This is a genomic window from Viridibacillus arvi (assembly GCF_001274945.1).
GTDB classification, from domain to species: Bacteria; Bacillota; Bacilli; order Bacillales_A; family Planococcaceae; genus Viridibacillus; species Viridibacillus arvi.
The window spans coordinates 1,781,888-1,795,010 of the sequence record NZ_LILB01000001.1; the positions used below are offsets into that span (position 1 = coordinate 1,781,888).

A 13,123-nucleotide genomic window follows, 5' to 3' on the forward strand; every position below is an offset into this window, starting at 1 on the left:
CTAGTAAATGAAATCCCAACAATCCTAACCTTATCTATAAATAAAAAAGCTGAACTAATAAAATCACTTAGTTCAGCTTGTTACACATTATTTGTATGTTTAAGAATAGAATAATTGTCTATTTCATTTTTAATTATCTTACGCGTGCTGCACTCGAAAAACTAGATGGATTGTAAGATGCGATTTTCACTACATCACCAGTTTGTGGCGCATGTAACCATTGGCCATTTCCGATATACATACCAACGTGGTACGCAGGGCTACCGAAGAACACTAAGTCACCAGGTTGGACATCATTTGGTGAAATACGAGTACCTGCATTTTGTTGTTGACTAGACGTTCTCGGAAGACTAATGCCTTCAGAACGGTAAACATATTGCATTAAACCTGAACAATCAAATCCTGATGGTGAAGTACCACCCCATACATACGGTACGCCAAGGAAATTCTTCGCATAACCAATTAGACCAGATGCATCTCCGCCTGAAGGTTTTTGATTTGTTAAATTTAGAACATCATTTTTGTTTGATGTTTTTGTGATATTTACTACTGGTGATAAACTCACTGATTTTTCATCGTCATTCGATGCTGTTTTTACTGCTTCTCTTACTGCTTTCTCTGCACGTTTTTGAGCAGCCTTTGCAGCTTTTTTAGCAGCTTTTTCTTCTTTTATTGTTTTTTTAGTTGCTTTTAGTTTAGATACAATTTTCTTTTTATCTTTTTTGATTTGCTTCATTTCTTTAGCTATATCTTTTTTATCTTTTTTCAATTCTTTATTAATTTTATCAAGAGATGTTTTTGAAGTGATTAGCTTATCTTCTTTTTCATTTAGCTCTGTCATTAATGATTGATCACTATTTAAAATTTGAGTTACTGCTGTTGTACGGTCGATGAAATCCGACATACCATCAGATGATAGTAAGACATCTGCATATAACATAAATGCACTCTTGCTTTCACCTTGGATATCTCTTAATCGTTCTTCATATAATGTTTTACGGAATTCATATTCTGTTTGCGTTTGTTTAATGTCTTTTTTTGTTTGAGTAATCTTCTCGTTTGAGTTTTTAATTTTCTTGTTTAGTCGATCAACCTTGTCCATCGCTTCAATAATGCTGTTATCAATCTTTTGAATTTTTTGTTCAAGCTTTAAGGCTTTTTGTTCGGCTTTTGTTGGAGCCGAGTCATTTGAAGGACTAGCATAAGAAGGTGATACTTGTAATAGAGCAGCCACTAAAACGGTTATTGCTAACATATTTTTGAATATCTTCTTCATTAATTATCATCTACTTTTCTATGTAATATTATGGTTTTTTTGCTATGTTTTTTAACTTGACTATTTTCCAGTCTATACTTCTGTAATATAAAAAACAATATTTCGACATGTACTGTAACATAATTGTAATCTTCAGTTTATGAAATTCAGCTATTTCAAACTACTATTCAATTAGAATAGCCCTATCCATTTTTTGTCTTGCGTAATATCGTGACCATATTATAATAAATTCTATTACATTATTAATTATCCGAAAATAATCACATTTCGGATTGTTCAAAAATTATAAAGTGAGGCGAATTGAAATGACAGTAGCAGTTGATAGCATTGTAGAAGCTTTAAAACAATTCCTAGATGGAGATCAAGTTTCTGTTAACGAGACAGTGAGAGAGCTTCACGGTCAAGACGAATCATATCATGTGGCTTCCCTTCCAGACATCGTTGTTTTCCCTAAAACGAAAGAACAAGTAAGTGAAATTATGAAACTCGCAAACGAGCTAGTAGTTCCTGTAGTACCTTTTGGAAGAGGTTCTAGCTTAGAAGGCCATGTTATTCCTTATGAAAACGGCATTACAATTGACTTTTCTTTAATGGATAAAATTTTAGAAGTTCGACAAGACGATTTACTCGTAAAAGTACAACCTGGTGTGACAAGAATGCAGTTAAATAAAGAACTAAAAAAACACGGCCTCTTTTTCTCTGTTGATCCTGGTGCCGACGCTACTTTAGGTGGTATGGCTGCTACAAATGCTAGTGGTACAACTGCTGTACGATATGGCGTAATGCGCGACCAAGTACGTGACTTAGAAGTTGTTTTAGCAGATGGTAAAATCATCCACACTGGTAATTTAGCTGCAAAATCATCTTCTGGTTATCATTTAAATGGTTTATTTGTCGGTTCTGAGGGTACTCTTGGTTGCTTCACGGAACTTACATTAAAGGTTTACGGGATTCCTGAATTTGAAACTGCTGCTCGCGCTGTCTTCCCTACAGTTGAAGATGCCATTGCTGCTGTTACTTCTGTTTTACAAGTCGGTATTCCGATTGCTCGAGTTGAATTAGTCGACGAAGAATCTATCCGCCAAGTAAATCATTACAGCGACACGGATTATCCTGAAAAACCAACTCTATTTATCGAATTCCATGGTAATGAAGCAGGTTTAGCTCAAGATGTAATATTTACACGTGAAATTATGGAGGATCATGGTTGTGTAGAAGTACAGTTCGAAACTGATAATACTGCTCGTACAAAACTATGGGATGCTCGTCACAACTTAGCTTATGCTTATACACATGGTCACCCTGGTAAAAAACAGATGGTAACAGATGTTTGTGTAGCCATTTCAGACTTAGCAGATGCTGTTCATTTTGCACGTGAGCAACTTAATGCAGCTAATCTTCCTGGTGGAGTATTAGGCCATGTCGGCGATGGTAATTTCCACGCTATAGTTATGATTGATATGAAAGATGCAGAGGAAGTTAAAAGAGCTGATGCTTTTAATGAGGCTATCGTACAATTTGCATTAGATCGTAACGGTACTTGTACTGGAGAACACGGGGTTGGAATCGGGAAACAAAAATACCAAGCTAAAGAGCATGGCGAATCATATAATGTCATGAAAGCTATTAAAATCTCACTTGATCCAAAGAACATTTTGAATCCAGGAAAGATTATTCGAATAGAAGAATAAGTATTAAAATGCGATACCCCGCTTCTATTAATATTAGGAGCGGGGTTTTTACTAGTTTTTCAAAATTCTCTTGTAATATACTTAATCACCTTTATAATAAAAATATTATTATAAATTTTCAGAATAATATTTATATTTAAATTATTACAGTGAGACTCTTAATTTTAATAATTATATTTATCCTATTTTGGAAATTTATCATCGAGATAAGGAAAGGGATGTTGTACAAATGAAAGCTCTTGAAACATTTAGCGCATTTATCGGAAAATACTTTGCTGTGTGGGTAATGCTTATTGCTGTAATAGCTTATTTAGCACCTACACCTTTTTTAGGATTAGGTCAATATATTACGATATTACTTGGAGTCGTTATGTTTGGGATGGGACTTACACTGAAAGCTAGTGATTTTAAATTGGTTCTTACAAAGCCATTGCCTGTGTTGATCGGCATAATCGCTCAGTTTACGATTATGCCTTTAACAGCACTTGCAATCGCGTATATTTTGCAATTACCTTCAGAATTAGCTGCGGGTCTTGTATTACTAGGTTCTGTTCCCGGTGGTACTGCTTCTAATGTTATGGTGTATTTAGCAAAAGGAAACGTGCCCCTATCTATTACAATGACTTCTGTATCTACATTACTTGCACCTATTTTGACACCATTATTATTATTGTTATTAGCTGGTCAATGGATGCCTGTAGATGCGAAATCTATGTTTATGTCTATTATCCAAGTTATTATCGTTCCAATCGCCCTTGGTATACTTGTTCGTAAGTTCTTGCCAACTGTCGTTGATAAAAGCATATCAATTGTGCCATTAATTTCCGTTTTCGCTATCATTATTATAGTATCTGCCGTAGTTTCAGGAAACCAAGATAAAATTGCTTCTGCTGGTTTGTTAGTATTCTTTGCTGTATTTTTACACAATGGAGCAGGCTTATTATTAGGTTACTATGCAGGAAAATTATGTGGCCTTTCTTTACAAGATCAACGCGCTATTTCTATTGAAGTAGGTATGCAAAACTCTGGATTAGGTGTAGCACTTGCCGCAGCACACTTTGGTCCACTTGCTGCTTTACCAAGTACATTTGGAGCTGTATGGCATAATATCTCCGGACCTATCCTTGCAACGTATTGGTCAAAACGTCCTGTAGATAATGTTGAGGTTGAGAAGGCTACTTCAACTATTACACAAAAAGCATAAAATGAGATAAGTCTTCTTGTCTGAAATCAAAATAATCCCCACCTGTTTATTTTCCAGGTGGGGATTAACTATTTTTTAGCAAGAATAGTCTTTATCTTAAAACGATTAGTTACAATAGATCTATTTTACGATTACTTCTTTGGTGTATAAATGGTTTTACTATTCCCATCAACGATTAACACTGATTTCCCAGGTATTTTCTCGCCTTGAACAGTAAATTCATCTTCAGAGAAATTTGCTACTACACTTAAATCTTTACCATATTCAGTCATTTGAACTAATCTGTCATCTGAAAGAATTTTATAATCTGTCATTTCTTCCTTTATTGCTTTTTTGCTGAAATTTGACCACACTTTTGAATGATTTATTATTGTTGTTTTGTACTTTTCCCACTCGTATTTATCAATGTGATAAAGAGGTGGTACGTTGTAAAGTATTTCATACAGCATTCTATTTTCAATTTCATCTGCAATTTTTAGAGTTCCCCATCCCCACCAATAAGTCGTGATTACAGAATCATTGTAAACTAATTTATATAACGGAATAGTGTAATTTGAATCCAAAAATAGGTTCTTATACTTATCCTTTACAGGTATTTGTTTAGAAAATAGCTCCGGAACTCCGCCTGTACTTGAATAGTATCTTCCTACATAATAATTACTTTCTTTATTTTTGCTCATATCCTCATCCATCCATGAAAATGAGGGAGTTTCTATTCCATGTGCAAAAGCAATCGTTTTGTTGGCAAAATCATTACCGCCCTCAGTTCCGACTACCATTCCCCATTCTTTTTGTAGATACTCCATTCTCTTAATTCGAGCTTGAACATCTTCTGCTTCAGTAGTAGTATGTTCTGGTGAGTAGTCATCAAAGATTTCTCCTGTACCGTCTGTATCTAAAAACCATGAGTTAAATGGTAAACCTGTATTTAAGATTGACGATACTCTTTCTTTCACACTCGGCATCGCTAATGTCGGATTCAACTTTCTACCTACACCTTGGAATCCTTCAATTTTACTTCCATCTTTTTTAGTGACGGTTGCATTTTCAAAAAGTGAAGTGTCCTTAAACTTAGCCGTATCCCACTGTTCTTTACCCGGTTCATGGATTGAATGATACGAATCGTAAGTACCGATTAAATACCCCTGATTTTCTACTTCTTTTACTAACTCTGGTTTAATAAAACCTTCTTGCCAGTCGTCTAAACCTATCCACAAATTTGCTAACCCTGAATGCTTCATATCCTTTATGACATCTACAGTATTTGCATCTGCCCACTTTTCTATTGGGTCCAATACGTTTCCAAGCTCGCTTTTTAATAATCTTTTATTAAGTTCAATCAATTCTACTGGATTTAATTTGTCTATTTTCTTATTTATTAGCTTTTGAATTTCTTTATCCTCTTTAGTAAATACTTCCGGATTATAAAATTCTTTTAGTTGCATAACAGCACTTAAGCTTTTTACTATTCTATTTTTAGTATATTTGTCTACGTAATCGTAAGCATTTAAATCATCATACGCAGCTGCAAGCTCTGTCCCATCTTCAACTTTAGTAGTTAATAATTCCTGAATCCATAATTTTAGCTTTTCAGGGAAACTACTTCTCAATCCTGGCCATTGTATATTTTCTTCAGAAATTACAGTTCTGTCCCAATAATAAACATGAGGAGCACCATATAGTTTTTCAATATTCTTATTTTCTTCAGCCTTTTCCTTTAATGATTTAAAGTTACCTTGCTCAATCAAATAATTTTTATAAGTTTTGGCAACATGTACTGGATCTTTTTTCGTTAAATATATTCTAAAACCATATTCTTTCTGTTTATTGATAGACGGAAACTCATGATTAAAAGTAAACTCTATATTTTTCTTTGTATCAAAAGCAATTTCATTATTGTAGGGATTTTTAATAATATATACTAACGAATATTCATCTTTATCAACCGCAAAAAACTGCATGGAGAAAGACTCAATCACTTTCATTTTTTCTTCATTTAGATAGTCTTTCCAAACTGAATCATCACTTGGAATGTACTTCCCTTGATATAATGGGAGTAGGTATCCATTACCTTTCACTTTCGGCCAAGAAAACGTATTTTCTTCATTTTTACTAGATTTGATGGTTACATCTACATACTTATCTTTCTTTTCGATATCAATATCAAGCCCCTGTTCTGCATAGGTCCAGCTAATGTTATCTTTATCATCTATTAAATTTGAAACTTTCATTTTCTCCAATGGTTCTGATGCCTTTTCCTTAGTTCCATTGGATTCCACCTCAAGCTTAAAGGTTTCCGGATCTACATTAAAGTTAAAATCTAAATTATCCTTTTGCGTATAGACCTCTTTGTTAGGCCTTTTTTCTTTGCCAACACATCCTGTAAGAACACTAGTAGCAAAGACTACAATTAACATGATAGATATTATTTTTTTCATGTCTCGCACCTCCTAGTCTTAGACTAACTTGGGCTTGTTACACGAATGTGACAAAAAACTCTAACTTATTATTTTTTAATTCAAATCCATAATCCACATTGTGATTATCCAAAATGGTCTTGATAATAGGTAAACCCAATCCTGTTCCTGAAAGCTCCTTACTTCTTGATTTTTCTAGTACATAGAAGGGTCTCCAAATATTTTCTAAGTCATTTTCATTCATTTCACCTATCCCGTTAGCAATCATAAGCTTCACGGCATTACTTTCTTTCATTAAAGTAATTTCAATATTCTTGTCATAGGAATATTTAATAGCATTCGTAATTAAATTATCGAGTACAATATCCATTCCTTCTTTTTCAGCTTGAATCAAATATTCTTTGCTCGTATCAATACTTAAAGATAAATTAATATCGTATTCCAGCAAGATTAGCTTATACTTTTTTGTCATTTCAATAATTCGTTTACCTATATCAAAAGTAGATTTGTTTAATGTGCCATTCTCTAGTGCTGTCCAAAACAATAGCTTCTCTATTAGAGCATTCATTTTTTCAATCTGTTCTTCAATGGTATCCCTGTAAGTACCGTCATCCAGACCATCCGATATTCCTTGTTCATACACTTTCACTAATGATAGTGGTGTTTTCAACTCATGCGATATATCTGCCATTAGTTCTTTCAAACGCTTATTTTGACTATTAATTTCTTCGTGCGCTTTTTCTAATTTCCCACTCATTATGTTTATACTTTTTGCTAGTTCTCCTACTTCATCATTTGTCACTATCTCTTCTTTCCTAAAATTTAAATTGGCTATATCTTGAGATAAATTTTTCAAAGATTCTAATGGTCTTGTGATTTTGTTTGATATCATCACTACTAAAAAGACAATTAAAATTACAGAAATGGACATCAAAACAATATTAAATCTATTTACTATGGAAATTGTATCTTCCATATGCGGCAACGGTAATCCAATAGCGATTATATAATTATCTATTTTCATAAATTTAGTCAAAACTTTATATTTACTTACTCCTTGGTCGTATATCTTATTTACGCTTTTTTCCTGTAACTTATCCAACGTCTGTTCAGTAAGCCAAAATTTGTTTAGCTTTATTTTTTTCTTATCAAACTCCATAATTATTCTTTCATTAATTTGATCCAAACTTCCACTTACTTCTGAATAAACAATAGTAATAGCGTATTTCTCTTCTATCTTTTTCAAATCATTTAAAAGGTTTTCCTTAGGCTCGTTGAGTATATCGCTGGCCGCCTTATCCAAAACCTTTCTTTGTTCAAGAATGTAATATCTGTCTACCAAAAATATATTTGCTAATATCGTGAATATATAGATGCAAATTACCACTGATGATATACCAATGGAAAATTTATTTTTAATTTTAATTTTCCTGCACCTCCAGGCAATATCCGATGCCTCTATAGGTTTTAATCAGGTCATCTCCAATTTTAGTTCTTAATCTTCTGATATGAGTATCTACAGTTCTATGATCCCCCTCATAATCCAAGCCCCAAACTAAATCAATCAACTTGTCCCTCGATAAAATCACGCCTCTATTTTTTATGAAAATAAGTAATAATTCATATTCTATCTTTGTTAATTGGATAGGTTCTTTTTGTTTATATGCTTTCTTTTCACTCTCTTTGATCAGAATATCTTTCACTTTTATTTCTTCACTCATATTCAATAGCTTTTTTACTCTTAATATTAATATTCGTGGATCAAATGGTTTCTTTATGTATTCATCTGCTCCACCATGTAAAGCGTGTAATTCGTCATCATTTTGACTTTTCGCTGTTAGTATTAGAACTTTTGTTTGACTGTTTTCTTTAATATATTTGCATGCCTCTATTCCATCAATTTTAGGCATCATCCAATCTAAAATTGCCAATTCAATCTTAGTTGTTTCAAAAATCTCCAATGCTTCCTGGCCATCTCTTGCCTCTAGAATATTGAAGCCTTCATCTTTTAAATAAGCTGAAAGTATTTTAACCATCTGCTGTTCATCATCAGCAATTAGAATATTCATCTTCTGCTCTCCTTTCCTATTTCATATATAAAGGGAAGCGCCAAATAATGCCTAATCCAGAGAACAAGGACACTATTTGACGCTTTAACTTTTAAAATTATTTCATATAATAATATTAAACACCGATATTTCTGCAGGGTTCCAAAATCGAACTGGAATCCTCGTAGTCCCAATCCCACTATTCACATATAGATACTTATTATTTTCTAGCTGATATAACCCTTTAGTGTATTTCTCTGCAAGCGGGGGCGTATATATCGGGCCAATCAATGGCACATCAACTTGTCCACCATGACTATGCCCCGCGAGTGCTACATCAATATTGCCATACCCAACTTCTTCTATAAGATCAGGCTGGTGTAGTATAAGGAGATTCTTACCTTGACTATTAATACTCGAATACGCTTTTAGAACATCAGGATTTCCAAGCATTGCTTCATCCAACCCTATAATATTTATTATTTGTCCATTTTCAAGCTCTATTGTACTACTTTCATTTGTTAGTAGCTTAAATCCAGATGCATTCATTATATCTCCATAAAACCTAACTCCACCGCCTCCACGGTCGTGGTTTCCCCATACTGCATAATTTCCATATTTACTACGTAGTTTACCCAATATTGCACTTATTTTTGACCTATCTTCAAATTGAGAAGGTACATCCATTAAATCTCCTGTAAAAGCTATAACATCAGGTTGAAGACCGTTAATTCTTTCTACAAGTTTGTCAAGCTGCTCTAGCGAATAATTCGGACCTAAATGCACATCTGAAAATTGTACTACCTTTAGCGCACTCTCTCCTCTCGACGTAAGTTCAAGTTCATATTCCTTTGTAACAAGACGTTTTGGTTCTATTTTAAATGAATATGTAACGATTCCCGCTACAATTATACTTAAAATAATTACGCATTTTATTATGATAAAAATTAACCTTTTCATTTTTACACTACCATTCTACCTTGGAATAAACAGCTTCTAGTCAAGGTCCATACAGAGTTAATATTTAAATACTTTCCAAACTTAAAAATGTTTTTCATCCCCTGCAAAGCCATTTTGGATTAGACTAAGCCAAGTCTGTTACGCGAATGTTACAAAATACTATAAATTATTAATGCAATCCCTTTACCATCCTAAAACACAAAAAAGATAGGTAGGGCAAATACTCTTTGCCTTACCTATCCTTAATTTTGATAACAAAATTGCGTTCTTAAACTATTGTATATTTCAAATTGAATAATTATCCTAAAACCGAAGCCAATACAGCTTTTTGAGCATGAAGACGATTTTCTGCTTGTTCAAAGATAAATGAATTTGGTCCATCTATAACAGATGTCGCTACTTCCTCTTCGCGGTGTGCTGGCAAGCAGTGTAAGAACATATAATCAGATTTCGCATTCGCTACTAATGCATCGTTAATTTGGTAGTCTTTAAAATCTGCTAAACGTTTTGCAGTTTCTTCTTCTTGACCCATTGAAGTCCATACATCTGTATAAATGACATCAGCATCCTGCGCTGCTTCAGCTGGATCATAAGTGAATGAGACCGTACTACCATTTGAAGCCGCAATTTCAGTTGCTTCTTTCATGACCGCTTCACTTGGTTCATATTCTTTAGGTGTTGCTACAACAACATCCATTCCTACATGTGCAGCCGCTACTACTAAAGAATGCGCTACGTTGTTTCCATCACCAATATACGCAAGCTTTAAGCCCTTCACATAACCTTTTTCTTCTGCAATTGTTTCAAGGTCTGCAAGTGCTTGGCATGGATGCGCAAGGTCTGTTAAACCGTTAATAACTGGAATAGATGCGTGTTCAGCCAGTTCTTTTACCATTTCATGTGAATTTGCGCGAATCATAATACCATTTAAATAACCGGATAATACATGCCCTGTATCATAAATAGATTCTCCGCGTCCGATTTGTAAATCGCGAGCATGCATGAACATACCTTTACCACCCAATTGATTCATACCTACTTCAAATGAAATACGCGTACGTGTAGAATGCTTTTCGAAAATCATTCCCAACGTTTTTCCTTCTAATAACGGTGGACATTTGCCCTCTTTAGTTATTGTTTTCAACTGCATGGATAAGTCCAGTAAGCCTTGTACTTCCTCACTTGTATAATCTACAAGTGAGATTAAATCTTTGCCTTTTAAGCTTTCTACTAATTTTAATTGCACTAATTCTAAAAGTTTCATATACGATCCGCTCCCTTTGGTTTTTATTGTTAATGACCATTATACATATGCATAAATATTAAATCAAATGTATTTTTATGTTTTTTCAAAAAAATTAAACTCCTTTACTCATGTGAGCAAAGGAGTTTAATTTAAATATTATTCAAAGATAATTTTATTCACTGTATCACGGTCTAGTTTCTTAATTACTTCAATGATTAATTTAACTGTGTTTTCAAAGTCATCACGATGTAAAATACCTGCATGTGAATGAATATAGCGCGTTGCAATACCGATTGATAAAGATGGTACACCATTAGCAGTAATGTGAATTGCACCTGCGTCTGTACCGCCTCCTGGAATGGCTTCATATTGGAACGGGATACCATTTTCATTTGCAGTATCCACTACAAGATCACGTATACCTTTATGTGCAATCATCGAAGCATCATAAATAATAATTTGTGGACCAGCACCAATCTTACTTGTCGATTCTTTTGATGTAATTCCTGGTGTGTCACCAGCAATACCTACATCAACTGCAAAACCGATATCAGGTTGAATTTTATGCGTCGCTACTTTAGCTCCACGTAAACCAACCTCTTCTTGGACAACACCACATCCGTAAACGATGTTTGGATGTTTTTCATCTTTTAGCCCTTTTAATACTTCAATTGCTATCGCACAGCCGATACGGTTATCCCATGCTTTAGCAAGTAAATGTTTTTCGTTTTTCATTACTGTAAATTCAAAATAAGGTACGACCATATCTCCAGGTAAGATACCCCATCCTTCCGCCTCATCTTTAGAAGTAGCACCGACGTCGATGAACATATCTGTAATTTGGAAAGGTTTGTTGCGTACTTCTGCTGGTAAAATATGCGGTGGTTTAGAACCAATTACACCAATGATCGTTTCACCTTTACGCGTAATGACTTGCACGCGTTGTGCTAGCATTACTTGTGACCACCAGCCACCTATTGTTTGGAATTTTAAGAAGCCTTTATCGTCAATTTGAGTGACCATGAAGCCAACCTCATCTAAATGGCCAGCTATCATAACTTTAGGTCCGTTTGCATCGCCCACTTTTTCAGCGATTACTCCACCTAAATTATCACTATCCATTCTGTCTGCGAAAGGTGCAATGTACTTTTTCATTACCTCGCGCGCTTCACGTTCGTTACCTGAAGCTGCACGTGCGTCAGTTAGTTCTTTCAACATTGTTAAAGTCTCATCCAATTGCTGCATTATTTCGACCTCCTAAATATTCGAATCTTTAACTATTATAATGTAATAATAGACAATTTTCAAAAAATATTTTAGTATCCGTTACGTTGACGTTCATAATTTTTTTCGTTTTTCGATACATACGCTCGCACGATATCTTCGGCTGTAAAATCTAGTGCATTTGCCAGCGCACCGTAACACATCCATGCTTCTTCATATTGCGCTCTCTCTGACTTAAGGATGAAGTTTAAAACCGCCCCTTCTGTCTGGATGAAGAGATCAGTCAAATCTCCTTCGCGATTAGCTATTGGCCACTCTTCTAAATCATCAAAACCTTTCATAATACCTAATGACAATAAAAAGTGAATAGAATCCACGAACTCTTCTAAAATTACCGAACGCTCTGATGGTCCTTTTGTGCTCCAAAATTTAAAGCATCGCGTTTCATTTGCAAGTTCACCTAATTCAACAAGTAATGCTAACCCTTTTTCACGGAATACATCTTTTATAATTTGTTGTGTTTCTTCAATAAATGCATCCAGTTGTTGCTGCATCGTAAAAAGTTTTTGTAAATTCATTATAATTCTCCTAACATTTTTGAAACTTTTCAATCTCTTTCATCGTATAGGAAAGGATAATGTTTGTACAAGGGGGAACTGTAGATGTTTGTTCTCATTCGTGTTTTATTAGTCGTGCTCATTTTATATGTCATGTATAAAGTTATTCGCTACTTTTTTAATCCAAAGCGTAAATTTGATGATGCGGTACAACGTAGAGGTTATTACTTCTATGACGATTCCAAAAATGCACGAAAGAACTTTTTTATATCTTATAAAGGCGCTATGTTTGAAGGGGAAAAATATCTAGGAACAGCTAACGACACATTAGAAGTCGTATCCATTTTCATTGATACGAAAAACGAAATGGAACTTCAAGGTTTAAAGAAGGATGATATTCTATTTTTAGAAAGTGAAATCGTTCTCCACTACCCTAACGCAACAATTAGCTGGAAAAACCCAATTGAACAATTGATGAAGTAAAAAAGTACCGTCTTTTA

Annotated in this window: 11 protein-coding genes; 3 read left to right on the forward strand and 8 right to left on the reverse strand. The window is 34.3% G+C overall.

Annotation, left to right across the window (positions count from 1 at the left end; translation table 11 throughout):
• Positions 1-133 precede the first annotated feature (133 nt).
• The gene (locus AMD00_RS08505; protein ID WP_169786335.1) at positions 134-1,276 is read right to left on the reverse strand and encodes a C40 family peptidase; all 1,143 of its coding nucleotides are present in this window, start codon (positions 1,274-1,276) and stop codon (positions 134-136) included.
• Between the two features lie 305 nt (positions 1,277-1,581).
• Here AMD00_RS08505 and AMD00_RS08510 point away from each other — a divergent pair, with 305 nt between their 5' ends.
• On the forward strand, positions 1,582-2,967 hold the full coding sequence (locus AMD00_RS08510) for an FAD-binding oxidoreductase (RefSeq protein ID WP_053416585.1): 1,386 nt from the start codon (positions 1,582-1,584) through the stop codon (positions 2,965-2,967).
• 229 nt (positions 2,968-3,196) lie between these two features.
• A complete protein-coding gene (locus AMD00_RS08515; RefSeq protein WP_053416586.1) occupies positions 3,197-4,171 on the forward strand; it encodes a bile acid:sodium symporter family protein in 975 nt (324 codons plus the stop codon).
• Between the two features lie 131 nt (positions 4,172-4,302).
• Here AMD00_RS08515 and AMD00_RS08520 read toward each other — a convergent pair whose 3' ends face one another.
• The 7 genes from AMD00_RS08520 to AMD00_RS08550 form a co-directional block, all read right to left on the reverse strand.
• On the reverse strand, positions 4,303-6,609 hold the full coding sequence (locus tag AMD00_RS08520) for a glycoside hydrolase (RefSeq protein ID WP_053416587.1): 2,307 nt from the start codon (positions 6,607-6,609) through the stop codon (positions 4,303-4,305).
• 37 nt (positions 6,610-6,646) lie between these two features.
• Positions 6,647-7,930 carry a sensor histidine kinase gene (locus tag AMD00_RS08525; protein WP_211258623.1) on the reverse strand — a complete coding sequence of 428 codons (1,284 nt, stop codon included), beginning with the start codon at positions 7,928-7,930 and terminating at the stop codon, positions 6,647-6,649.
• Between the two features lie 79 nt (positions 7,931-8,009).
• Positions 8,010-8,657: a response regulator transcription factor gene (locus AMD00_RS08530; RefSeq protein WP_053416589.1), complete on the reverse strand. Its 648-nt coding sequence runs from the start codon at positions 8,655-8,657 to the stop codon at positions 8,010-8,012.
• 102 nt (positions 8,658-8,759) lie between these two features.
• Positions 8,760-9,596, reverse strand: coding sequence for a metallophosphoesterase (locus tag AMD00_RS08535; protein ID WP_053416590.1), 837 nt, complete (start codon positions 9,594-9,596; stop codon positions 8,760-8,762).
• Between the two features lie 298 nt (positions 9,597-9,894).
• The gene (argF, locus tag AMD00_RS08540; protein ID WP_053416591.1) at positions 9,895-10,860 is read right to left on the reverse strand and encodes an ornithine carbamoyltransferase; all 966 of its coding nucleotides are present in this window, start codon (positions 10,858-10,860) and stop codon (positions 9,895-9,897) included.
• Between the two features lie 138 nt (positions 10,861-10,998).
• Positions 10,999-12,087 (reverse strand): M42 family metallopeptidase, encoded by a 1,089-nt coding sequence (locus tag AMD00_RS08545; protein WP_038187710.1) that lies wholly within the window; start codon positions 12,085-12,087, stop codon positions 10,999-11,001.
• A 71-nt stretch (positions 12,088-12,158) separates the two neighbouring features.
• Positions 12,159-12,644: a dUTP diphosphatase gene (locus AMD00_RS08550; protein WP_053416592.1), complete on the reverse strand. Its 486-nt coding sequence runs from the start codon at positions 12,642-12,644 to the stop codon at positions 12,159-12,161.
• Between the two features lie 84 nt (positions 12,645-12,728).
• Between AMD00_RS08550 and AMD00_RS08555 the strand changes: the two genes are divergently transcribed.
• Positions 12,729-13,106 (forward strand): hypothetical protein, encoded by a 378-nt coding sequence (locus AMD00_RS08555; protein ID WP_053416593.1) that lies wholly within the window; start codon positions 12,729-12,731, stop codon positions 13,104-13,106.
• The last annotated feature ends 17 nt before the right edge of the window (positions 13,107-13,123 follow it).